The 24,555-nt window shown below is 43.9% G+C and carries 21 protein-coding genes and 1 riboswitch; of the genes, 10 read left to right on the top strand and 11 right to left on the bottom strand.

The genetic code is table 11. From position 1 onward, the window contains the following. Window positions 1-172: 172 nt before the first annotated feature. Window positions 173-285: riboswitch (SAM riboswitch) on the top strand. Between the two features lie 392 nt (window positions 286-677). From ACY652_RS16675 to ACY652_RS16655, 5 genes are all read left to right on the top strand, one after another. Continuing rightward, the gene (locus tag ACY652_RS16675; RefSeq protein WP_462265515.1) at window positions 678-1,694 is read left to right on the top strand and encodes a homoserine O-acetyltransferase family protein; all 1,017 of its coding nucleotides are present in this window, start codon (window positions 678-680) and stop codon (window positions 1,692-1,694) included. Between the two features lie 36 nt (window positions 1,695-1,730). Beyond that, complete coding sequence (locus ACY652_RS16670) at window positions 1,731-2,966, top strand: homoserine dehydrogenase (protein ID WP_462265514.1); 1,236 nt, start codon at window positions 1,731-1,733, stop codon at window positions 2,964-2,966. Between the two features lie 144 nt (window positions 2,967-3,110). Then, window positions 3,111-4,280: a glycosyltransferase family 87 protein gene (locus tag ACY652_RS16665; protein WP_462265513.1), complete on the top strand. Its 1,170-nt coding sequence runs from the start codon at window positions 3,111-3,113 to the stop codon at window positions 4,278-4,280. Then, window positions 4,277-5,230 carry a glycosyltransferase family 2 protein gene (locus ACY652_RS16660; RefSeq protein ID WP_462265512.1) on the top strand — a complete coding sequence of 318 codons (954 nt, stop codon included), beginning with the start codon at window positions 4,277-4,279 and terminating at the stop codon, window positions 5,228-5,230. Before ACY652_RS16665 ends, ACY652_RS16660 begins: the two co-directional genes overlap by 4 nt. Further along, complete coding sequence (locus tag ACY652_RS16655) at window positions 5,211-5,999, top strand: polysaccharide deacetylase family protein (RefSeq protein WP_462265511.1); 789 nt, start codon at window positions 5,211-5,213, stop codon at window positions 5,997-5,999. The genes ACY652_RS16660 and ACY652_RS16655 overlap by 20 nt, the downstream gene beginning before the upstream one ends. A gap of 16 nt (window positions 6,000-6,015) precedes the next feature. Here the strand turns inward: ACY652_RS16655 and ACY652_RS16650 are convergent, their stop codons facing one another. The 3 genes from ACY652_RS16650 to ACY652_RS16640 are packed head-to-tail and all read right to left on the bottom strand — an operon-like array spanning window position 6,016 to window position 11,368. Continuing rightward, the gene (locus tag ACY652_RS16650) at window positions 6,016-7,428 is read right to left on the bottom strand and encodes a dihydrolipoamide acetyltransferase family protein (protein WP_462265510.1); all 1,413 of its coding nucleotides are present in this window, start codon (window positions 7,426-7,428) and stop codon (window positions 6,016-6,018) included. 35 nt (window positions 7,429-7,463) lie between these two features. Beyond that, window positions 7,464-8,711 carry a competence/damage-inducible protein A gene (locus tag ACY652_RS16645; RefSeq protein WP_462265509.1) on the bottom strand — a complete coding sequence of 416 codons (1,248 nt, stop codon included), beginning with the start codon at window positions 8,709-8,711 and terminating at the stop codon, window positions 7,464-7,466. Continuing rightward, window positions 8,711-11,368 carry a putative LPS assembly protein LptD gene (locus ACY652_RS16640; protein ID WP_462265508.1) on the bottom strand — a complete coding sequence of 886 codons (2,658 nt, stop codon included), beginning with the start codon at window positions 11,366-11,368 and terminating at the stop codon, window positions 8,711-8,713. Before ACY652_RS16640 ends, ACY652_RS16645 begins: the two co-directional genes overlap by 1 nt. 97 nt (window positions 11,369-11,465) lie before the next feature. Between ACY652_RS16640 and ACY652_RS16635 the strand changes: the two genes are divergently transcribed. Together ACY652_RS16635 and ACY652_RS16630 are read left to right on the top strand one after the other, a co-directional pair. Beyond that, on the top strand, window positions 11,466-12,329 hold the full coding sequence (locus ACY652_RS16635; protein ID WP_462265507.1) for an N-acetylmuramoyl-L-alanine amidase family protein: 864 nt from the start codon (window positions 11,466-11,468) through the stop codon (window positions 12,327-12,329). A gap of 48 nt (window positions 12,330-12,377) precedes the next feature. Beyond that, window positions 12,378-13,328: an MlaD family protein gene (locus ACY652_RS16630; protein ID WP_462265506.1), complete on the top strand. Its 951-nt coding sequence runs from the start codon at window positions 12,378-12,380 to the stop codon at window positions 13,326-13,328. 81 nt (window positions 13,329-13,409) lie between these two features. Here the strand turns inward: ACY652_RS16630 and ACY652_RS16625 are convergent, their stop codons facing one another. The 4 genes from ACY652_RS16625 to ACY652_RS16610 form a co-directional block, all read right to left on the bottom strand. After that, window positions 13,410-14,321, bottom strand: coding sequence for a ribonuclease Z (locus ACY652_RS16625; protein ID WP_462265505.1), 912 nt, complete (start codon window positions 14,319-14,321; stop codon window positions 13,410-13,412). A 22-nt stretch (window positions 14,322-14,343) separates the two neighbouring features. Continuing rightward, window positions 14,344-14,721 (bottom strand): STAS domain-containing protein, encoded by a 378-nt coding sequence (locus ACY652_RS16620; RefSeq protein ID WP_462265504.1) that lies wholly within the window; start codon window positions 14,719-14,721, stop codon window positions 14,344-14,346. A 54-nt stretch (window positions 14,722-14,775) separates the two neighbouring features. Further along, on the bottom strand, window positions 14,776-15,711 hold the full coding sequence (locus ACY652_RS16615) for a phosphoribosylaminoimidazolesuccinocarboxamide synthase (protein ID WP_462265503.1): 936 nt from the start codon (window positions 15,709-15,711) through the stop codon (window positions 14,776-14,778). A 101-nt stretch (window positions 15,712-15,812) separates the two neighbouring features. Then, entirely contained in the window at window positions 15,813-16,775 is a 963-nt protein-coding gene (locus ACY652_RS16610; protein WP_462265502.1) for a PhoH family protein, read from the bottom strand. Window positions 16,776-16,878: 103 nt separating this feature from the next. On the opposite strand from ACY652_RS16610, the gene ACY652_RS16605 reads away from it, so the two are divergent. The 3 genes from ACY652_RS16605 to ACY652_RS16595 all read left to right on the top strand — a co-directional run bounded on the left by ACY652_RS16605 (window position 16,879) and on the right by ACY652_RS16595 (window position 21,125). After that, window positions 16,879-17,655 (top strand): SAM hydrolase/SAM-dependent halogenase family protein, encoded by a 777-nt coding sequence (locus ACY652_RS16605; RefSeq protein WP_462265501.1) that lies wholly within the window; start codon window positions 16,879-16,881, stop codon window positions 17,653-17,655. Between the two features lie 163 nt (window positions 17,656-17,818). After that, the gene (locus ACY652_RS16600) at window positions 17,819-19,666 is read left to right on the top strand and encodes an ABC transporter ATP-binding protein (RefSeq protein ID WP_462265500.1); all 1,848 of its coding nucleotides are present in this window, start codon (window positions 17,819-17,821) and stop codon (window positions 19,664-19,666) included. 64 nt (window positions 19,667-19,730) lie between these two features. After that, entirely contained in the window at window positions 19,731-21,125 is a 1,395-nt protein-coding gene (locus tag ACY652_RS16595) for an MBL fold metallo-hydrolase RNA specificity domain-containing protein (RefSeq protein ID WP_462265499.1), read from the top strand. Window positions 21,126-21,206: 81 nt separating this feature from the next. Here the strand turns inward: ACY652_RS16595 and ACY652_RS16590 are convergent, their stop codons facing one another. The 4 genes from ACY652_RS16590 to ACY652_RS16575 form a co-directional block, all read right to left on the bottom strand. Further along, entirely contained in the window at window positions 21,207-22,166 is a 960-nt protein-coding gene (locus ACY652_RS16590; protein WP_462265498.1) for a D-2-hydroxyacid dehydrogenase, read from the bottom strand. A gap of 54 nt (window positions 22,167-22,220) precedes the next feature. Beyond that, the gene (serC, locus tag ACY652_RS16585) at window positions 22,221-23,306 is read right to left on the bottom strand and encodes a 3-phosphoserine/phosphohydroxythreonine transaminase (RefSeq protein WP_462265497.1); all 1,086 of its coding nucleotides are present in this window, start codon (window positions 23,304-23,306) and stop codon (window positions 22,221-22,223) included. A gap of 118 nt (window positions 23,307-23,424) precedes the next feature. Further along, window positions 23,425-24,078: a ribulose-phosphate 3-epimerase gene (gene rpe, locus ACY652_RS16580; protein WP_462265496.1), complete on the bottom strand. Its 654-nt coding sequence runs from the start codon at window positions 24,076-24,078 to the stop codon at window positions 23,425-23,427. A gap of 66 nt (window positions 24,079-24,144) precedes the next feature. Further along, entirely contained in the window at window positions 24,145-24,414 is a 270-nt protein-coding gene (locus tag ACY652_RS16575) for a hypothetical protein (protein WP_462265495.1), read from the bottom strand. Window positions 24,415-24,555: the final 141 nt, after the last annotated feature.

The following is a 24,555-nucleotide window of genomic DNA, read 5'->3' as shown; positions in this document are numbered from 1 at the left end:
CGGTATAACAATAAAGCAACGTTTGTTACTGGCTTTTTGATTAGCTACGGATTTATGTTTGTGTAGGATAAATGTATTTTTTGAAACAATATTTGGAAGTTTAAAGTTTAAGCTACTATATTTGAAACATTATTTGGTAGCAATACCTTAATCAATTCCTTTTACAGGCTTTGATTTATACAGAAGCGGCGAGAGATCAGGCTCCCTGACCCGCTGGCAACCCTCCGGAAAGGAAAAGGTGCCAATTCCTGCCCCAGGCAAATACATGCACGGGAAATATAAATTTAGAACATGAAAGCGCTGACTTCTGCTTATTTACACTTAGCAACTTTACCGGATGCTGTATCCGGCGTTTGCGGTATGTGTTGTTGCTGCTGAATAATAATCTCTTTTACTTAATCAGGTACAAGCCGAGAATTTGCACTTAACGTGCACATTTCAATTACTTCATTTAATTGTTTAATACCCTTACACACGCCATAACAAATGCATAGTATGATTATTGACAACCAAATTATTGATTTTATGATAAATACATACGCTGTTAACGGGCTTGCACTTAATACTAGCTATTGCCTGATATGAGATTAAGTGTAATCAATTCGAATGTTTTTTTAGTTTTTATATCGTGATTATGTTTAAGTCCTCTCTTACCGGGAGGACTTAACTTGTTTAAAATGAACACACAAATTTATACCAGCAGCCAGCCTTTCCACTTTGAATCAGGCCAGGTGCTGTCCTCTGTACAAATCGGCTATCATACGTATGGTAAACTGAATCCTGCTAAAGATAATGTAATTTGGGTATGCCATGCCCTCACTGCCAATTCAGATGTGATGGACTGGTGGAAGGGACTGTTCGGTGAACAGGATTACTTCAATCCACAAGATCATTTCATTGTTTGCGCCAATATTTTAGGCTCGCCTTATGGATCTTCAAATCCACTGCATATAAATCCGGCAACTAAAAGGATCTTCGGACTTCATTTTCCGCAAATTACCATCAGGGATATGGTAGCTGCACACCGGCTGGTAGCCGAATACCTGGGTATCAATCAAATAAAGGTACTCATTGGCGGCTCGCTTGGCGGCCAGCAAGCGGTAGAATGGAGTATTATGGCAAATACCCAGATTGAAAACCTGATACTAATAGCAACCAATGCCAACCATTCTCCCTGGGGTATAGCCTTTAATGAATCGCAGCGTTTGGCCTTGCAGGCTGACGCTACCTTTGGCACCAACCTGCCGGAGGGTGGTAAAGCCGGGCTGAAAGCTGCCCGTAGTATAGCCCTGCTCTCCTATCGCAATTACGAAACCTATATCAGTACCCAGCAGGAAGAATCGAATGAACATACCAACGGCTATAAAGCGGCATCTTACCAGAACTATCAAGGCGAAAAATTAGTAAACCGCTTCAATGCTTATAGCTACTGGTATCTTTCAAAGGCGATGGATTCGCACCATGTGGGGCGTAACCGGGGCGGCCCGGTGCAGGCGCTTAGTACCGTAACGGCTAAAACACTGGTGATCGGCATTGATTCTGATCTGCTGTTCCCCGTAGCCGAGCAGCAGTATTTGGCCCGTTATATTTCAGGAGCATCCTATGCTGAATTTAACTCCTTTTATGGGCATGACGGCTTTTTGATTGAAACCGGAAAATTAACCCGGGTAATTGCCAGTTTTCTTGCCTCCTGATATTAGCAAACCTAACTAAACGATAAATAATAAATAATGAGCAAAAAATTAACAATTGGTTTATTTGGCTTTGGCGTGGTTGGCCAGGGTTTATATGATATTATTAAAACCAAGGATTTAAACATCGAAATAAAAAGAATTGCAATTAAAGACGCACAGAAACAACGCTCATTACCTGCCGGTTTGTTTACCACCAACAGAGACGATTTATTGAATGATCCCGAAATCAACACGATTGTTGAGTTGATCAATGATACTGATGCTGCCTTCGATATTGTATCTGCCGCCCTTAAATCTGGTAAGAATACCGTATCGGCAAGTAAGAAGATGATTGCTATATACTTGCAGCAATTGATTGACCTACAGCGTACTTACGGCACCTCTTTATTATATGAAGGTTCAGTATGCGGGAGTATACCCATCATACGCAACCTCGAAGAGTATTATGATAATGAGCTGCTTCATTCCATCAGCGGTATATTTAATGGTTCATCCAACTACATCTTATCAAAGGGATACATTGAAAACTTGAGCTACGATGCCGCATTGAAAGAAGCACAGGAATTGGGTTTTGCCGAAACTGACCCTACGCTGGATGTTGGCGGTTACGATGCCAAATATAAATTAGTAATAGCGGCAGCCCATGCTTATGGGGTGGTAATTAACCCGGACGATGTGCTCAACATCGGCATACAGAACCTTAGTGCCCGCGACCTGCAATATGCCCGCGAAAAAAATATGAAAATCAAGCTGGTGCCTGTTGCCAAAGAACTGGATAATCAGCACGTCGCCTTGTTTGTACTGCCTAAGTTTGTTACCGAAAATGAATTTTTGTATAATGTAGAGTATGAGTATAATGGTGTAACGGTACAGGCAGCCTTTGCAGATCAGCAATTCTTTTTTGGCAAAGGAGCAGGCGGGCATCCTACCGGTTCAGCTGTATTATCAGATATCACAGCCCTCCGATATAATTATCAGTACGAATATAAAAAGGCACACAACGGTAAGGCTCTGCAATTCACCAACAACATCACACTTACCATATACCTGCGTTACCACAACGAACAACTGGTGGAAGATTTAGCGTTTGAAGAAATATATGAGCGGTTTTATTCAGGTACCTACAAATTTCTGACAGGAAAAATCAATTTAAGAAATCTGATACACAATCAGCATCGTATATCCGATAACAAGGCCTTTGTGGCCTTTGCTGATCAGCTGACAGGGGTCGGTCTGGCTGAGAAAGCAGCAAGTGCAGCCGAAATTTTTTAGTAGATTCATCTCGGCTGCAAGAAAGCAGGTATTGGCAACAGTACCTGCTTTTTTGTTAGTATATATCCATTTTTTTTAAATTCATGACTGATGAAAAGTTTATGATTAGTTTATATTTGTAATGGATTTATTACGTACTTATAAATGCCCCGATTTCTCCGGCTGATTACTCATACTTATGCTGTTGCTTTTTTGTGGTTTGGCTTAAGCCTGTTCGCCGTGCTGAAACAAGTTGGCCGGCACAATTACAATAATTACCTGATCTATAAATACACTTTTATAAATCTTTTAAGTCGCACTAACCTTTACCTGCCGCAGCCGCAGCATTTTTCAGACAGTAACCATTACGGGCCGGTATTTGCTATCCTGATTGCGCCGTTTACGCTGTTTCCTGATAGTTTAGGCGCCATTATCTGGACGATGGCTAATGCACTTGTTCTTTTTTACGCCATAAGGCAGTTGCCTCTTACCTTACTTCAGCAAAACATTGTATTGCTCTTATGCGCCCACGAGTTGATGACCTCATCCTACAATGTGCAGTTTAACCCAATAATGACTGCGCTAATTATGATGAGCTTTGTTTGGATGCGGAATAGACAAGAGTTTTGGGCTGCTTTTGCTATAGTGCTGGGCACCTACGTTAAGCTGTATGGCATTGTTGGACTGGCATTCTTTTTTTTCGCGCAGCGCAGGTTACAATTTACCGGGTATGTGTTGCTGTGGGGGTTAGTACTGTTTTTGCTTCCTATGTTGTTTTCATCCCCTGCCTACATTATACAAACCTATATAGACTGGTATAGCAGCTTACGTGAAAAGAATTTGACCAACACACTCTCCTATATGCAGGATATATCCGTGATGGGCATGATCAGGAGAATATTCAACTACCCTCAGCTTAGTAACATGTTGGTTATCGGTATTGGATTAGTAGCATTTAGCTTATCCTATATCAAGATACAAGAATATCGTAAATTAACGTTCCAACTGTTAATTTTAGCCTCAACGCTAATATTTACAGTAATTTTCAGCACTGGTTCTGAGTCGCCCACATATATTATCGCATTTGCAGGGGTGGCCATTTGGTTTGTAAATTTACCAAGGCCGGTAGAAAATACAGATATTGTATTGTTGATTATTGCATTGGTATTAACCAGCTTTTCCCCTTCAGATCTGTTTCCAAAATTTATAAATCGTACCTATGTAAAGCCGTATGCCTTAAAGGCGCTGCCCTGCTTGCTGATTTGGTTACGGATAATTCAGCAAAGCCTGACCCAAAAATTTGAAAACCATGTGCTTAATCCTGTATCTGCATGAGAAAAAAAGTTTCGGTGGTGGTACCTTCGTTTAACGAAGAAGGTAACATCGAGGTATTAGGTATGCGGCTGTTAAATGTATTGAAGCATTTAAAGTATGAGTACGAAGTTATTTTCATTGATGACGGCAGCTCGGATGGCACACTTGAGCGGTTAAAGGATATTAATGACCTGGATGGAAACTTGTATTACCTTGAATTATCAAGAAACTTTGGTCATCAGAATGCGCTGAAAGCTGGTTATGATTACGCCGATGGTGACTGCATTATCAGCATGGACAGTGATATGCAGCACCCGCCTGAAATGATTGAGCAGTTTTTGCAAAAGTGGGAAGAAGGCTATGATGTAGTGTACACCTGCCGTGAATACCATGACGAGGCGACCATATTTAAAACCAAGACCTCTGACCTTTTTTATAAGATGATCAACTCCCTTTCTGATACCAAGCTGGAAAAGGGAACTGCCGACTTCAGGTTGATTGACCGGAAAGTAGCCAATATTTTGACCAGTCTGGAAGAGAACGGATTATTTATCAGGGGTTTGATCAAATGGCTGGGCTTTAAGCAATATGCAATCCATTACCAATGCGACCCCCGCTTTTCGGGTAAGAGCAAGTACAACCTGAAAAAGATGGTAAAATTTGCCGTACAGGGCATTACAGCATTCAGTGTAAGGCCATTATATATTGCTACGGGTATAGGCTTGTTTTTTTCGTTGGTAGCGGTATTGTATATGCCTTATATCTTAATCAGTTATTTTACCGGCCATGCAGTTTCCGGCTGGAGCTCACTGCTCGCTACCGTAGTGTTTTTTGGTGGTATACAATTGATGGTGTTGGGTATTATCGGTATGTACCTGGGCAAGCTATTTATGCAATCAAAGCAGCGGCCTAATTATATTGTTCGTTCTACCAATCTTGTTCGTGTAAAGAATGATTTTATTAAGCTTTGATATCGAAGAATTTGATATGCCCTTCGAGTATGGCAAAACACTGCCGTTTGAAGATCAACTGGCGATATCAACCGAAGGCACTTTGAAAATTTTGGCCCTCCTAAAAAGAGCTGAAATCAAAGCTACCTTCTATTGCACTGCTAACTATGCACAGCACCGGCCATTGATTATTAAACAAATGGTAGATGAAGGCCATGAAATTGCCTCACACGGATATTACCACTCAGATTTTAAGCCGGAACATTTGCTGCAATCGCGCCTGAAATTACAGGAGATTGCAGGGGTTGAAGTAACTGGTTACCGCATGGCCCGGATGATGCCGGTTGATGAGGCAGAAATTGAGCGGGCCGGATATATTTACAATTCTTCTATTAATCCTACTTACCTGCCGGGCCGCTATAACAACTTCAGCAAGCCACGCACCTGGTTTTACCAGCAGAATGTATTGCAGCTTCCGTCTTCAGTATCACCAATAATCAGGTTTCCGCTGTTTTGGCTCAGCTTTCATAACTTGCCCATGACGGTATTGAAGTGGTTGAGCAGTGCAACTTACGCCAAAGACGGCTATCTGAATCTTTATTTCCACCCTTGGGAATTTACCGATTTGAAACAGCCGGAGCGGTTTGGCTTTCCGGGTTATGTAACCCGCAATACGGGTAATGCTTTTGTTGAACGCATCAGTGCATTTATTGCATGGGCAAAGAACAAAGGTTATCCGTTTGGTACCACCGGAAGCTTTGTTCAGCATATAAATATGAAAGCCGGTTGATCAACGGCTTTCTTATTTATATCACTTGATTAATATCCCAATTCTCCAGGTAATCGGCTACGCGTTTAACAAATGCCCCGCCCAACGCACCATCTACTACCCGGTGATCATACGATAACGACAGGAACATCATATACCTGATAGCAATTACATCACCGGTTGGTGTTTCTAATACCGCCGGTTTCTTTTTGATAGCGCCTACCGCTAAAATGGCCACCTGAGGCTGATTAATAATAGGCGTACCCATCACATTGCCAAATGAACCTACGTTGGTAATGGTAAAGGTGCCATCCTTTATCTCGTCGGGTTGCAGTTTGTTACTACGCGCCCGGTTTGCCAGATCATTTACGGCTTTGGTAATACCAAGCAGATTAAGCTGGTCTGCCTTGCGTATTACCGGTACTATCAGGTTGCCATTAGGTAAAGCGGTAGCCATCCCAACGTTTATGTTCTTCTTCTTTATAATCTGCGTACCGTTTACTGAAACATTTACCATCGGCATATCCTTCAGCGCACGGGCCACCGCCTCAATGAAGACCGGCGTGAAAGTTATTTTTTCGCCTTCCCGCTTTTCAAAGCTGCTTTTAACTGCATTGCGCCACAACACGAGATTAGTTACATCGGCCTCTATAAAAGAGGTAACATGGGGTGAAGTCTGCTTGCTCATAACCATATGGTCGGCAATGAGGCGGCGCATCCTGTCCATCTCTATAATCTCATCCCCGCCCGATATTGATGCGGCCGGTTTTACCGGCTGAGGAGCATCCGATGCCGGGGCAGAAGATGTTGCCGGTTGAGGTGCAGGCGCAGCAGCCGGTGTGGCAACAGGAGCGGTTACATTTTGTGGTACTGTAGCAGGCGTCCTGTTTTTTAAATAAGTTAACAAGTCATCTTTAGTCAGGCGGCCGTCGGTGCCTGAGCCGGGTATCTGATCAAGTTCATTTAAACCAATGTTTTCCTGCTGGGCGATACTTTTTACTAAAGGTGAATAAAAACGTGCTGAAGCGTTATTTACAACCGGTTTGGGCGCTTCGGTATTTTTATTTTGTAACAGGTCAATGCCGGGCACTTGCTCGGTCTGAGCTTCGTTTTCAGCGGCAGCAAGATGCTGCTGTACTACGGATGCAGGTGCAGGCTCTGTTTTTACCGGCGGCAAAGGCTTTATAAGCGCTTCGTTATCTTCATCTGTACCAGTTTCTATAATAGCTATCGGATCGCCAACCTGTACAATTTCGTTATCTTTACATAGCATTGCCACCAGCGTTCCTGAAACGGGCGATGGAACTTCGGAATCCACTTTATCGGTTGCAATTTCTACAACTGCATCATCTGCCTCAATGTGATCGCCTTGATTTTTGAGCCATTTGATGATGGTTGCTTCAGCAACGCTTTCACCCATTTTAGGCAATAAAAGTTGATATTTAGCCATTTTTGGTTAATAAAGTGCCATAGCAAAAGTAGCTATTATTTATTAACATCAGCCAGTAAAGTATTCAACATGCCCAGGGCTGCTGTTGCGGTACGCTCGATGTTTTGGGTACGTTTATTACCGAAACTATACGTTTTTATTAACTTACCGGTGGCATTCCCAACTGCAATCCAAACGGTGCCTACCGGCTTTTCGGGAGTTCCGCCACCTGGGCCGGCTATACCGGTTACAGCTATGGCATAGTCAGATTTAAAGTTCAATAAGGCGCCGTTTAACATTTCGTTTACAGTTTCCCGGCTTACCGCACCGTGCTGCCACAGCGTTTCTTCCTGTACGCCAAGTATACTTTTTTTCAGCTCATCTGAATAAGAAACCGTTCCGCCTAAAAAAACCTGTGAAGAACCGGCGTGTTGGGTGAACAGATGCGAGAGGTAGCCACCCGTGCAGCTTTCTGCAACAGACAAGGTTAGCTGCTGTGCGGCCATTTTGTCGAGTATGGCTTTCTCAAGCGCAATATCATCATCAGCAGCAATTACATTGCTTACCCTCTCTATAATGCGATTGGCCTGGTCATTTACTTCTTTGGTAAGTTGTGCTTCATTATCCCCATACCCGCTCAGCCGCAAACGCACCGAACCTAATTTAGGCAGGTAAGCCAGTTTAATGTGTGCAGGCAGTGCATCTTCAATATCTGCAATACGTTCAGCTAAAAAAGATTCACCTTCGCCAACCGTTAATATGGTTTTATGGTAAATATAAGGTAGCTGAAACATAGCTTTCAGCTTTGGAATTACCGCTTCATCCATTATGTATTTCATTTCAAACGGTACGCCGGGCATAGATACAAATACCTTGCTGTTTTCATGAAACCACATGCCCGGAGCAGTACCATTCTTATTGCTGATCACTTCGCAATTAGCAGGTACATCGGCCTGATGTAAATTTACCTCCAGCAAAGGGCGGTTATAACGCGCAAATATCTGTTTAACATTTTCTAATGCATCATCATCCCGGCGCATCCCTACACCAAAATATTCGGCCAGCGTGGTCTTGGTAATGTCATCCTTCGTTGGCCCGAGGCCTCCGGTAATCAGAATAATGTCGGCCCGTTGCTGTGCCTCATTCAGAGCAGTTATAATATGAGCTTTCTGATCGGAAACAGAAGATATCTGTTTAACACGGATGCCTGCAGCGTTAAGCTGCTGGGCCATCCAGGCGGAATTGGTGTCTACAATCTGGCCGATGAGGATTTCGTCGCCAATGGTTATAATTTCTGCAAGCATTATTGGTTGTTATAATAATCTTTGCGCTTACTTAGTTTTAAGTCCTGTAAAATACTTGCTTTTACTTTTAAATCAACGCTAAAAGACTTGTATATACCAAAGGGCACCCATCGGAACGATAAATCCCAGCAATGCAGATCGCGGTAAATGGAGAACGTAGTTAAACTTGCTTTGCTGGCACGCAGGTCATAACCGGTAGTATATTGTATCTTCCATTTGGGGGTAAGATTAAAATCGCCGCTGGCCGTTAAGGTACTGGCTACCGTTTCCAGTGCGCCGGTATTGGCATACGTAAAATTGTAATTAAGCACAATGTTCCAGGGGATATTGAAATCAACAAACGCAGTAGGGTCGCTGTTGATTAAAGCCAGCCGTTCTGCCTGGTTTTGGGTCATGTTACTCACCGTATTACCGGCCGGCGGAAGGTTGGTTCTCCTGTGCAGGGATGTAGAATTTAAGCTCACATCCATCGATAATGAAAGGTTGGTTAATGTTGGAAACCGACCCCGAAGAAACGAATACTCATCCACAATAGTAGCATAGCGCTGTACCTGCCCGTTTGATATGGAGTCGCGCCTGTTGATGGTGTATGGGTTTAAGGTACCTATGGCGTTGATGCCCAGCTTTTGATTGAAAATTGCCGTATGCGCATTCAGCTGTATAGGCGACAGCTTGAAGGAATCGGCTGCAAAGTTATAAAAGGTAGAGATGGTAAAACCTTGAAGTATTGGTATCTTCCTGTCAGCGCCGGAAGTGTCTGTGCTTTTGGCCTTTACTTTTGCCTCAATGGTATTATCCAGGTTGAAGCCGATACCTGCTGAACGCCCGCCCGCCGGGCCGCCAACTGCTGATGATTCAAATATAGAATACGTTCTTGAAGTGTACGGATACGGTATTGTAGCCTGGCTTACAATAGTTTTGTAATAGCCATAATCAAGGGTTGAAAAATCGGGCCGGTAGTTAAAACTGATAGAAGGCGTACTTACAATTCTGATTGCTTTCAGGTTACCTTTTTTGAAGTTGATCTGCCCGTACACTTTAGTAGATATACCTGCACTCAGATTGTATTCGCCTCCCCTTCTGAAACCAACCACCGTATCTGTAATTAATGAATCCGGCCCTACCGAACTACCGCGTGCGAAACGGCGGTTGATGGTTTGAAAATTCCAGTGATCTATATAAGTAGCGCTTGTGTTGAACTGAAAATACTTGGCTACCGTTTGATTAAAGCTTAGGGGTATGGTATGTAAAATACCGCTTTGCAGCTTTTTGGTTACTTTATCTAAATCAAACAGTTCACCCTCTGGTATTGAGTTTAATCGATTAGTGCCTTGCAGCGAATACCCAACGGTAATGCGCTGATACCATTTTTGATCGCCTACCCGGTTTTTAGAGTCAAACGGGCTGATGGTAGTCATGTTAAAGTTTAACGAAGGCAGTTCAAGTGAAACCTGGCGGGCGGCAACATTTTGGGTATGTGATAAAGCAACCTGTAAACTGAACGGCGTACCTTCCCATACCCTGCCATAAGCAATACTCGAACGGAAAGAGCTTTGGGTAAGCTGCTGGGGATTGTAATTGGTAATGGCCGGGTTACGCTGAAAAAAGCCCGACGTACCGGCGTTAACCGACGCGCTGAACGTGGTACCCGGATGGGCATTGGCATCCTGCGAGTGCGACCACTGTATATTAAAATCCTTACGGGCCGGATCACCGGTCAGGCCATAATTGTGGGAACCAAAGCTCAAAGCTACACTGCCCTGGTATTGATAGCGCTGTAAATAACGGGCGGTTGTGCTTAATTCATACGCCCCGCGGGAATATATGGTGGCATAAGAAGTTAAATCAAGATGGTCGCCAAAGGTGAGATAATAGCCAATATTGCGCAAGAAGAATCCAAGCCTTGCATCTTCTCCGAATGTGGGCAGTAACACGCCGGATGTTTGTTGGTCTGGCTTGGGGAAGAAACCGAATGGTATGGCCAGTGGTAAAGGGATACCTTCAATCTCTAAATAAGCCGGGCCCGAAATAATTCGTTTTTTTTCGCCTATACCCCTTGTAATCACAATACCGAAGTGCGTTTCTGGATACGGCAAATTACAGGTGCTGAATATAATATTGCGGTAAGCTACCTCTTTATCATTCAGTACTTTTGCCTGGCCGCCCGTAATAAAGTTGCCTCCCTGTTCGGTAGATGTATTATAGGCTTTTGCCCGTTTGGTATTATAATCAAAATAAATAGAATCTGATATCGCCGGTTTCTGGGTGCCCTGCTTTGATATCGGCCTGCCTACATAACGGTGGGTTTTAGGGTCGATCCGGCCACTGGCAAATATTAAATGCCGGTTTTCATCCACGCGTATATAATCGGCATTCAGTTCAAAATCTTCATAGCTAACCTTTGCGTTTCCATATAAGTATGATATCTTGTGTACCCGGTCGGTATACTTAGAATCATCTGCAGAAGATTTTACAATAGACTTTAATCCTCCACGATTGGTGGTATCATTATTGCCTACTTTTCTGACCTGATCGGCAGTTAGCGGAGGTTTTCGCAACACTTTCCTGTCTTTCAGCGTATCCAGCTTAATAATGGTATCTGCTGCAAAACAGTTATAACGGGGCTTGCCACTTATGGAAGCGGCTGCGTTATTCATAATTAAAACAGTAACAAGGAGAAAAAGTAACCTGATAAATTTCAAAATTAATTATGAATAGTATTTTTGTGAATACAGTTAACGGCATCCAAAAATAATGAAAAATAAGGCTTTAAAAAGATTGATTTGCGGTTTAGCTGCATTGATGCTTTTGTTTACACTATGTTCTTTCAAAACAGAAACTACTGCCCGTGGCGATACTGCTGCTTACGCAGGCTTTAAATTTAAAACGGTTATTATTGACGCCGGGCATGGCGGTCATGATCCCGGTGCTTATGGCAGTTATTCTACAGAAAAAAAAGTAACGCTTGCCATAGCCGAAAAATTGCAGACGGCGATAGAAAAAGACATACCTGAAGTAAACGCAGTTATGACACGCACCGATGACAACTTTATAGAGTTACATAAACGTGCAGAAATTGCCAATCATCAGCATGGCAATATGTTTATTTCAATACATTGCAACTCACTGCCCGATAACAGGCGGATGGTAAACGGGCGTAGCGTAAGAGTTAATAATCGTTCGGGTAAAGGTGTATTGCTGCTGGTGTACGGTTTTAAACGTACCGGCGAGCAGCTGGAAGCTATACGTGAAAATGCTTCTATTTACCAGGAAAAAAACTACAAGGATTATTATAACACAAGCGATGATCCCAGTACAGGTTTGGTGCTGAACGCCTTCAGGGATAAATACCGAAAGCAAAGCATTCATCTGGCTAACCTGATTAATGACGAATTTGTAAACAATGATGGCCGGCGCAGTAATGGCGTTAAGGAGCAAAGCCTGCATGTACTTGCCAACAGCGGCATGCCTGCCGTGCTGGTGGAAACCGGGTTTATCAACAACCCCGAGGATGAAGAATATCTTAATTCTGAACAAGGGCAAAACGAAATCGTTGCTTCGATTGTTAGAGCAATCAAACAGTACAAAAAAGAAGTGGAGCAGGCCGCTGCTAATTGATGTTTTACTTCGGCATTAGCAACATTTGAATACTAAATTTACATTACCTTGAAAATATCTAACGAAACCAAAATCGGAATTTTTACAGTTGTCGGCATTGTGATACTGGTATTAGGATACAGTTACCTGCGCGGCAACGATGTATTCTCAAAATCAAACCGTTTTTATGCCATATACCAAAGTGTTGAAGGCTTAACCGTTTCTAAACCTGTATTGGTCAACGGCTTTCAAATCGGGCAGATTTCAAAAATGAGCCTGTTACCTAACGGCCATACGGTAGTTGAGTTTAAGATCAATCACGATTACAGCGTTCCGGCCAATACGCTGGCAAAGCTGGCAAGTACAGATTTACTGGGTAGTAAGGCCGTTGTATTTCAATTAGGCAACAGCAAAGAGATGGCCGAAGACCAGGATACCCTACAGGCAGATATACAAGGCAGCCTGGCAGAAAGCTTGCAGCCGGTGCAGCAAAAGGCCGAGCGGCTGATTTCTAAGATGGATTCTTCATTGGCCGCCATAAATAAGATACTGAACCCTGATTTTCAGCATAATGTTGATCGCAGTTTTAACAGTATAGCCAATTCGTTGCAAACTTTAGAGGGTACTACCAAAAAGATTGACCGCCTGATAGGTGCACAAACCAGCAACCTTAATTCCATACTGGTAAATGCAAATGGTGCAGCCTTGAATTTAAAGAACAGCACTTCTCACCTTACCGGCATCTCACGTAATTTTGAAAACGTAAGTAACGAAATTGCACGCGCTAACATTGGGCAAACGCTTAATAATGCCAACAAAGCCATGGCCGATTTACAAGCCACGATTGCAAAAATTAATAGTCCGCAAGGCAGCCTGGGCTTATTGCTTAATGATGATAAGATTTATCAAAACTTAAATAACGCTTCTGCCAACCTGAACAGTTTGTTTATTGACCTGAAAGCTCATCCAAAGCGTTATGTTAGCTTTTCGGTATTTGGCGGAAAGAAAAGTAACGATTAAGGATTACGATATGTATAAAAAGTCCCTGGTGAATTTATCATCAAGGGCTTTTTTATGTTGTGTATATTTCATTATTATGAGTTACACTTCATAAGTATTCCCTTCAATGGCCAGTTCGGTATGCGGAAAAACGCTCTTAGCTTCATCCAGTATTTCGTTTAGGGATTTATATCTTGCCGAAAAATGGCCGATCAGCAGGCGGTGAGCGCGCGTTTTAAGGGCTACCTCACCTGCTTGTAAAGCAGTGGTATGGTGAGTTTCATTAGCACGCTCTAAAAGGTTGTGTAAAAAGGTAGCTTCGTGATATAATAGTGAAGCGCCTTCTATCTGCTTAAAATATTGCTGGTTATATAGAGTGTCTGAACAATAGGCATAACATTTCGGCTCGCCCGGAGCAGTGGTCAACTCATCATTCCGGTACAGTTTACCTCCGGGCGCTTCATAATCAAATCCCTTTTTTAATAAGGTGTAGTGGCTTACCGGCACATCAAGCCCGGCTACTTTTTCTTTGATGATTTTCCGTAAACGCTTTTTCTCCTTAAATAAAAAACCAGTACAGGCAATACGATGATCCAGCGGAATGGTTTCTACTGTTACATCAGGGTTATCTAAAATAATTTGAGCTTCGTTAGGATTAGTGGCCGTAAACACTATCTCGTAACGCAGCGTGGTTTCCGAAAATTTAAACTGGAGGTCAACAATTTCTTTCAGCGGAGCGGGGCCAAAAATTTGCAGCGGCTTTCTGCGGCCGTTTAAATGCATAGAAGAGATAAGGCCCATCAGGCCAAGGTAATGATCTCCGTGAAGGTGGCTGATGAAGATGTGATCAATGCGGCTCGGCTTTACATCAAACCGCAGCATTTGCTGCTGGGTGCCTTCGGCACAATCTACAAGGTACAGGTGCTCATTTATATTAAGCACCTGAGCCGTAGGGTTTCTATTATAAATAGGGGTAGCAGAACTGCTGCCCAGTATGGTGACCTCAAACTTCATTTAAGGTAAACACCCGATTTGCTTATTTTGCTTCTTTTTTTAACTCTTTTTCTATTTCCTCCATAAAAATGAGGTCAATAGCTTCTTCGGTAGAAGGTACTATACTCAAAACATTATCGAGCTGCGATATGGTTACCAGGCGCGATACCGAATCATTTAAACAAGCCAGTACAAATACGCCTTCGGCATTCTTACAGAGGCGATGGCCAACCAGTAAACTGCTCAGGCCTGATGAATCGGCAAACTTTACCTGGCACAGGTCTAATATAATATTTCTCTGCCCTTCGGCATTAAGCAAGATGAGCTCCGATTTAAGTTGCGGTGTTACCAGCGAGTTTAGCTTTGATTCGTTCAGCTTAATCAAAACGTACTTCTCATGCTTATCAACTGTAAATTTCATGTCTTTCCTGTAGTATTTATGAAGCTAAGTTATAAAAAATTAAGCACAATAAAATTATAGTTGTGCCAAAGCGGCATTAATGGCCTGCTCCATATCAATGCCAGTGCTGCCCTGAGTGTTACGGTTAAATGTACGGCCGGTAATCTGCTCATACAATTCAATATAACGGTTAGCTATGGATGTTACCTTTTCGGGTGTCATCTCCGGAATTTGCTGTCCGTCTTTACCCTGAAACCCATTTTCAATAAGCCACTGCCTTACAAATTCTTTAGACAACTGCTTTTGCTCCTGCCCCATTTGCTGTCGCGCTTCATAGCCGTCCTTGTAATAATACCTGGATGAATCAGGCGTGTGTATTTCATCAATCAGGTAGATTTTACCGTTAGCTTTGCCAAATTCATACTTGGTATCTACCAAGATCAGCCCTTGTTCGGCTGCTATATCAGTACCACGGGCAAATAACTGCAGGGTGTAATTCTCCAGTTGTATATAATCCGCTTCGGATACTATGCCTTGTTTTAATATATCTTCCCTTGAAATATCCTCATCATGCCCTACTGCCGCCTTGGTAGTAGGCGTAATAATGGGGTTGGGCAATCTGTCATTTTCTTTTAAACCATCCGGCAGGCTAACACCGCACAATAGCCGCTTTCCGGCTTTGTACTCGCGCCAGGCATGGCCGGCCAGGTAACCGCGCACCACCATCTCTACCTTAAAAGGCTCACACATCCGGCCAATGGTAACAGACGGATGCGGAACGGTGATCACCCAGTTGGGTACTATATCGGCGGTTTTTTCCAAAAAGTAAGCCGCAATCTGGTTCAATACTTGTCCTTTAAAAGGTATGGGCTCCGGCAACACTACATCAAAAGCCGAAATACGATCAGAAACCACCATCACCATATACTGGTTATTAATGGTGTATACATCGCGCACTTTGCCTTTATAAAACTGTGTCTGGCCCGGAAAATTGAAAGTAGTTTCCTTCATGAGTTAGGTTGCTGATGAAGCGTCTTTTTTGAGGTAAAACTTAAAATTAGCTGAATGCCGGGTTCATAAAAGTCGATAAACCGCCATTAAAGTCAATAATGTTATTGTATATCTCCGTAAGCTTCTAATATGCGTTTAACCAGTTTGTGCCTTACTACATCTTCTCCGCTCAGATATATAATCTCCAGGCCCTTGATATCTGACAGTATGCGCAAGCCATTATGCAAACCCGATTGCTGCTTTTTAGGCAGATCGATCTGGGTAACATCACCGGTTACAATAAACTTTGCAGAGGGGCCCATACGGGTCAGGAACATCTTGAGCTGCATATCGGTGGCATTCTGGGCTTCGTCTAAAATTACAAAGCAGTTGTCCAGCGTACGCCCGCGCATAAAGGCCAATGGTGCCACCTCTATGGTACGGTTCTCCAGGTAGGTTTTCAGCTTTTCGGCCGGTATCATATCATCCAGCGCATCATATAGCGGGCGTAGGTAGGGGTCAATTTTTTCCTTCAGGTCGCCGGGCAAAAAACCCAGGTTTTCGCCGGCTTCAACGGCAGGACGGGTGAGTATGATGCGCTTGATCTCTTTGTTCTTAAGCGCCCTTACTGCCAGTGCTACCGCTGTATAGGTTTTACCGGTACCGGCCGGGCCGATAGCAAACATAATGTCATTTTTGCTGATACTGGTTACCATGCGGCGCTGATTGGCCGTGCGTGCTTTAACTAAGATGCCGTTAGGGCCGTATACAATTACTTCGCTGCCACTGCCAGGCTTTTCATTATCCGCTTCAGGCTGCACAAGCGCGCCGGGTTGCGCCCCCAGTATGCGCTCTAAATCGGTTATGTTCAGGTTTTCGTGCTTCTCCACATGGCGCAGCAGCAGGCCGAATTTATCCTGAAATACACTCAATTCATTTTCATCGCCCAGCACCTTCAATTCGCTGCCCCGGGCTACCATTTTGAGCTTGGGATACTGCTTTTTGATGATCTCGAAATGGTCATTATTTGCACCCCACAGCACCGCAGGATTCACAGATTCAACAGATATTTTTAGTTCGTTCAACAGGACTGATTTTATTTAGTTAACGGTTTTTAATTCGAAAAGTTGAATATTTGCATCCGCAAATCTCTGATACAAGATTAGCAATAAATATTCAGAATCTGTAATGGCAATAATAACATTAACCACCGATCTGGGCGATAAAGATATTTATCAGGCCGCCCTGAAAGGTAATATTTACAGGTTATTGCCCGATGCCAATATTGTTGACATTACCCATTCGGTAGCATTATTCAACATTCAGCAAGCCGCCTTTATTATTAAAAACAGCTATCATTATTTCCCGGATGATACTGTGCATTTAATTGGCGTTGATACCGTGTTTAATGATTACACCCGCTTTCTGGCCATCCGCTATCATAACCATTATTTTATCGGGGCGGATAACGGCATCTTTTCCCTGATTTTTAATGAACCGCCGGAGCAGATGGTAGAGATCACCATTATGCAGGATATGAAATTTGTGCACTTTCCACTGGCCGACGTATTTGCCAAGGCGGCCTGCCACCTGGCCAAGGGCAAGGCCCTCACCCAGATTGGCATACCGGTGCAAGGCATGGAACGTAAAATGGACCTGCAACCGGTTATTGAACGGAACCTGATTAAGGGCATGGTGATTTACATTGATATATTTCAGAATGCCATTACCAATATTACCAAAGAGTTTTTTAACCGGGTACAACAGGGCCGGCGTTTTACCCTGTATTTTAAACGCAATGAAACCATTACCCAACTCAGCTGGCACTATAACGAAGTAGACGAGGGAGAAAAACTATGTTTGTTCGGCATTAGCGACCACCTGGAGATTGCCATAAATAAAGGCAAGGCAAGCGGGTTGTTGGGGCTGAATCTGGGCGATAGTGTAATTATTGATTTTCAGTAGATAATACTATTTATTATATTGATAATCTGTACTTTATAGGATTAACACATAATTTCGTTGTGCTGTAATTATAGTTTCATTTCTGCGTAAACTTCATGCAGTTACTGCTATTCGCCTCTGCCATGATGTACATTTGTAGTCTTTGTTTATATAAAACGTATTAATGGCAAGAGCTCGATTAAATAGTGGTAATACGGCGGAGGCCGAATTACCAAAAGCTAAACTCAATAAAACCAGCATCAAAAACCTGCGCAAACTGCTTACTTACCTGCGCCCTTATCGCAGCAAGTTTGCAGCCGGCATGTTTTTCCTTTTCCTGTCGAGCCTGGTGGGGCTGGCTTTTCCGGCGCTTATTGGTGCGCTTTTTAATGCGGCCCAGGGTAAACCGGTTAATCACTGGCTGCCCTCTACCTTAAAGGGAATTGGCCTGCTGGCTTTCGCCGTATTATTTGTTCAGGCGTTCGTATCGTATTTTCGTGTGGTTTGGTTTGTACAGGTGGCCGAAAAATCGCTTGCCGACATTCGCCGGGATACGTATTTTAAGCTGGTTACCTTACCCATGAATTTTTTCTCCAACCGGAGGGTGGGTGAACTGAACAGCCGCATTTCGGCCGATCTGTCCCAAATTCAGGATGTGGTTACCACCACGCTGGCTGAGGTTATCCGGCAGCTCATTTTAATGATCGGTGGCATTACGTTACTCGTTGTACTATCCCCTAAGCTCACACTTGCCCTGTTGCTGATATTGCCGGTAATGATCGCTTTTGCTGTCTTCTTCGGGCGCTTTATCCGTAAGCTGTCCCGCCAGGCTCAGGATAAACTGGCCGAGTCAAACACTATTGTAGAAGAAACCTTACAAGGTATAGCCAGCGTTAAAGCCTTTGTTAATGAAGCCTTTGAGGCCAGCCGGTATAACAAGAACCTGCAAGAAGTAGTTAACATTGCGGTAAAGGGTGCGAGGTTTCGGGGCATATTTGCCTCCTTCATCGTTTTCTGCCTGTTCGGTACCATTGTAGCTGTTATCTGGTACGGCTTGGTATTGGTTAGCCACCATGATAACGGTTTTGAAATTGGCGATCTTACTACCTTTATTCTCTACTCGCTGTTTATTGCCACCGCTATGGGCAGCCTGCCCGAGCAATATGCCAATGTACAAAAAGCGGTAGGCGCAAGCGAACGTGTACTGGAGATTTTAGCCGAACAGGGAGAGGCCATATCCATACAGGAAAGCGATAACCAGATCAAGCAAACGATACAGGGGAACCTGACCTTTAATGAGGTATGCTTTCATTATCCCTCACGGCCGGAGATTGAAGTACTGAAGCAAGTATCATTTACGGCAGAAGCCGGCCAGAAAGTGGCAATTGTGGGGCCAAGCGGTTCAGGTAAATCTACCATGGCGGCGCTCATCTTACAGTTTTATTATCCGCAAAGCGGCGAACTGTTATTTGATGGGAAATCTGCTGCTGAATACCAGTTAACTGATATTCGTAACCAGGTTGCGGTAGTGCCGCAGGATGTGTTGCTGTTTGGCGGCACCATTGCCGAAAATATCGCCTATGGTAAGCGTAACGCTGATAGTGCAGAAATTGAGCAGGCGGCCAGGCGCGCCAACGCACACCAGTTCATCACCTCTTTTCCTGAAGGCTATGATACGATTGTAGGCGAACGCGGCGTTAAGCTTTCGGGCGGCCAGCGCCAACGCATTGCTATTGCACGTGCATTGCTTAAAAATCCGTCGATATTGATACTGGATGAGGCCACATCTTCACTGGATTCAGAATCAGAACGCTTAGTTCAGGAAGCTTTGGAAGAATTGATGAAGGACCGCACCTCAATTATCATTGCACACCGTTTATCTACCATACGTGAGGCTGATAAGATACTGGTACTGGATAAGGGTATTATTGCAGAAAGCGGTACGCACCAGGAACTAATGAGCAAGCAAACCGGCTTATACCGTTATTTGAGCCAGTTACAGTTTGAAAACAGTTCGCTTGCTTCGTTGTAGCAAAAAAACATTAAACATAAAGTAATAGCCCTCTCCTGTTATGGGGCTTGGGGGTACATCTATAATGAAACTAACTATACACGGGGCAGCCCGACAGGTAACCGGCAGTATGCACTTACTGGAGGTTAATCATTACAAAATACTCATCGACTGCGGACTGGATTATGAGAAGGACCGCAATGTACAGGCTAACGAAGGCTTTCCCTTTGATCCCGCCAATATTGATGTGGTGATACTAACCCATGCGCATATTGACCATTCGGGTAATTTACCTACCCTGGTACGCCTGGGTTTTGAGGGCCAGATACTTTGCACGGCTCCTACTGCTGATTTAACAGAACTGCTGCTAACAGATTCGGTGAGCATCTTTATGCATAAGCAGCACAAAAAGCGCAAGCACGGCAGGAGTAAATTTAACAGTGGCAGCCAGCAGCCGCTGTACCTGCAAAAGCATGTAATGGATACGGTTGAACGCTTTGTTACCATTGGCTTTAACAAACCCTTTAAAATTAAGGACGACATTGAACTTACGTTTATTCCGGTAGGGCATTTGTTAGGTGCGGCAGCGGCAATACTTACCATAAATGATGAGGGTGGGCAAAAGAAAATTGCCTTTACCGGCGATATCGGGCGTAAAAATTACCCTGTACTCAATGATCCGCAAACTTTGCCGGAGGTTGACTACCTGGTAACCGAGAGTACATACGGGGGCCGCATGCACACCAAAGGCAGAACTATTGAAGATGTACTGGTGGAAATGATTGATAAAGCTTGCATTAAAGAGCAGGGCCGCATGATTATCCCGGCATTCAGCATTGGGCGTACACAGTCGCTGGTGTACTCGCTTAACAAAATTTTTACCGAAGGGCTTTTACCGCCGGTTAAGGTGTTTGTAGATAGTCCGCTGGCGGTAGCTTCTACCCGGGTTTTTCGCAAACACCATCACCTGTTAAACCAGGAGGCACAGGAATTTTACCAGCATAGCGGTGACGAATTTGAATTTGAAAACCTTACCTATGTTGAAAATTTAAAGGACAGCAAACAGATTTCAAACTACTTTGAGCCTTGCATCATCATATCCTCGGCAGGTATGCTGGAAGGTGGCCGCATACAGGATCACCTATATTATAATATCCAGAATTATTACTGCACGATATTATTTATCGGTTACTGTGCCAAGGGTACATTAGGCCATCGCCTGCTGCGCGGCGATCCTATCGTTCATATCAAAGACCGTGAACTGGCTGTTTATGCTACCATAAAGCAAACCGACTTATTAAGCGCACATGGTGACCATGAGGATTTAATGAATACGGTGAAGCAACAAACTACGGATCACTTAAAGAAAGTATTTTTGGTGCATGGCGAGGAAAGCAGCATGCAAACGTTAGCCAGCAGTTTGGAAGCCGAAGGTTACCCGGTTACTATACCAGAAAAAGGCGTGAAATATTTGTTATAGATTTATGATTAATATGTTTTAACTAAGAAAGCCTTTTGGTTGATACCAAAAGGCTTTCTTAGTTAAAAACAGTGTCTAATCTTATTCTTCCTGCTTTGCGAAATGGTCAATAATCAGCGTAGCAAGTTCAACGCCTATGCGTTCCTGGGCCTCGTTGGTAGAAGCGCCGATATGCGGCGTTAAGGAAATTTTAGGATGCTTCAAGATGGCCTCACTTGGTGCGGGCTCATTATCAAACACATCCAGCGCGGCAAAAGATAGCTTACCGCTGTCTAAGGCTGAGATTAGGGCTGCTTCGTCAATTAAGCCGCCACGTGAAGCATTGATAACTCCTGCGCCTTTCTTCATTTGTTCAAACTCGGCGGCACCCAGCAATGGCTTGTCAATGAATGGCGTGTGGAGGGTGATAAAATCACTTTGGGCAATGATTTCTTCAACAGAGGCCGATTTAACCGGTATCGTAACCTTCACATTGCCGCCCAACTGCAACTCCAGTTCCGGGTTGAAAGGATACAAGTCGAATGCCAGAACCTCCATGCCTATACCTAACGCAATTTTTGCCACCTCGCGGCCAATACGGCCAAACCCTACTATACCCAGCGTTTTGCCGCGCAGCTCTATGCCTTTTGCATAGGCCTTTTTCAGGTCATTAAATTTCGTGCTCCCATCAACGGGCATTTTACGGTTACTATCCTGCAAAAAGCGCACGCCTGTAAACAGGTGGGCAAACACCAGCTCGGCTACGGATAACGATGAAGAAGCAGGCGTATTGTATACGCCTATCCCTTTTTGCCGGGCATAATCTACATCAATGTTATCTACGCCTACGCCTCCCCTGCCAATCAGTTTCAGGTTGGGACAGGCATCAATCAATTCCTTGCGGACTTTTGTAGCGCTGCGTACCGTAATACCATCGTATTGCTGTAGTTTCTCAGGCAATTCAGCCTGCAGTATGGTGTTAGTATCTATCTCAAACCCGGCTTCTTCCAGCATTTGCTTACCCACCGGGTCAATGCCATCATTGGCTAATATTCTAATCATTTTTTGATTTATTGGTTCACTGGTCTATTAGTTCATTAGGCCTGAAAATCTTACTTAATAAACTAAAGAACCGGTGATACAGTTCTCTTCAAACTCCTGCATCGCATCAATCAGCACCTGTACGCTGCTTAGCGGCAAGGCATTATAGATGGAGGCTCGGAAACCACCTACGCTTCGGTGGCCTTTTATGCCTACGATACCCTTTTCATCGCATAGTTTCAAAAATGGGTCTTCGTGTTCTGCGTTGGCTGCCACAAAGCAAACGTTCATATGGGAACGGTCATCAGGTACGCTTACGCCCTTAAACAAAGAGTTGCGCTCAATTTCGGTATACAGCGCCTGTGCTTTAGCCTCGTTTTCCTGCTGTATAGCCGCTACACCACCTTTGGCTTTTAACCAGCGCAGTGTAAGCATAGATACATAAATGGCAAATACAGGCGGCGTGTTGTACATAGAGCCACCCTCTGCCTGCACCTGGTAGTTAAACATGGCCGGTATGCTGCGCCCTGATTTACCCAACAGGTCATCCTTTACCACAACAAGCGTTACGCCAGCCGGGCCCATGTTCTTTTGAGCGCCGGCATAGATCAGGCCGAAATCGGCTACATCAATCTTTCGGCTAAAGATGTCTGACGACATATCACAGATCAACGGAACAGGTGAAGCCGGAAACTGCTGTAACTGTGTACCATAAATGGTATTATTTGAAGTGATATGAAAGTAAGCGGCATCGGCCGGTATTTCAAAGTCCTTAGGTATATAAGTAAAGTTGGCTTCTTTTGAGGAGGCCACTATTTGTACACTGCCAAAAAACTTGGCCTCTTTAGCAGCTTTATTAGCCCAAACACCTGTTTCTAAGTAGGCGGCTTTTCCATCGGCAGGCAGTAAGTTATATGGTACCATAGCAAACTGCGTACTGGCACCGCCCTGTAAAAACAATACCGAATAGCCTTCGGGCACCTCAAGCAGTTCTTTAACCAGGCTGATGGCTTCTTCAAGCACTGCTTCAAATTCGGCAGAGCGGTGAGAGATCTCCAGAATGGATAAGCCAATGCCATTAAAATCTACGGCGGCCTCGCCGGCTTGCTTCAGTACTTCCTGCGGTAATATTCCGGGGCCTGCCCCAAAATTGTGTTTCATATGCAACAATATTAGTTTAGTATTTACTTTTGCTTATAGCTGTGCAACAGTGGCCCAATTTAAACATTTAACCTGCTAAACGGGTGGTTTTTTATCCAAATGAAGGGATTACTGCTTTTTACTCCGAATGTTTAAGATTTGCAATAGCCAGTTTTGGGTTGGCATCTGCAAAAACCGAATTACCGGCAACCAGTACGTTTGCGCCTGCGGCTATCAGCTCCGGTGCATTTTGCAGGTTTACCCCACCGTCTACCTCAATCAATAATTCGGGCCGGTACTCGCTGCACATGGTGGTAAGCTGGTGCAATTTGCGGTAGGTGGCGTTAATAAACTTCTGACCGCCAAAGCCGGGGTTAACGGACATGATAAGCACCATGTCCAGATCAGACAATATGCTTTCCAGCTGATAAACCGAGGTGTGCGGATTAAGCGCTACACTGGCTTTGCAACCCAGATCTTTAATGGCCTGTACCGTGCGGTGCAGGTGCGTGCAAGCTTCGAAGTGTACAGTAATTATGCTGGCGCCCGCTTCTGCAAATTGCTGCAGGTAACGGTCGGGCTCGGTAATCATCAGGTGTACATCCAGCGGCTTGGTGGCATGTTTTTTTATGGCCTGTATCACCGGGAAACCGAAAGAGATATTGGGTACGAATACGCCGTCCATAATATCAACATGAATCCAGTCGGCTTCACTTTGATTGATCATCTCTACATCGCGCTGCAGGTTTGCAAAGTCAGCAGCTAATATAGAGGGCGAAATTAAAGGCTTCATGCCTTCAAATATAGGTACATTGCCGGTAACCGGAAGTAAAAAGCAGAATATTAAGTTGCAGCAAACTCAATCACAATGCTGAAGCAGATCGTAATATTTCCGCATCAGTTCGGTATCATAATTCACCAGTGAGTTGTAGGCTTCCGATACCAGTTCGGTAAGTATGGAAGCGCCCAGCTGGCCGGCGCCATTCGGTATAGCTTCGTAGTATTTAATTAATTCTTTCACCCTGATGATTTCGTACAGTAACGCCTGGATCAAGTCAGCTTGATTGCTGTTGGTACCAGCTGCGTTTTTGTCCAAAAAATCCAGCGGATCATTGGTATAAGATGTCATGTTTTTCAGCAGTAGATCGGATAGAACGTTTGTTGGTTTGACTTACATATCTTATAAGATGTTAAACATGACATTAAGTGCTATTAAATAAACAATAACCCTAAAAAATGAGGGTTATTGTTTATCAATAGTTAATTAAAC

The sequence above is a fragment of the Mucilaginibacter sp. genome, from assembly GCF_965200995.1.
GTDB lineage: Bacteria > Bacteroidota > Bacteroidia > Sphingobacteriales > Sphingobacteriaceae > Mucilaginibacter.
Note: the sequence above shows the minus strand (reverse complement) of the source record. Positions and strands in the feature narration are given on the sequence as shown.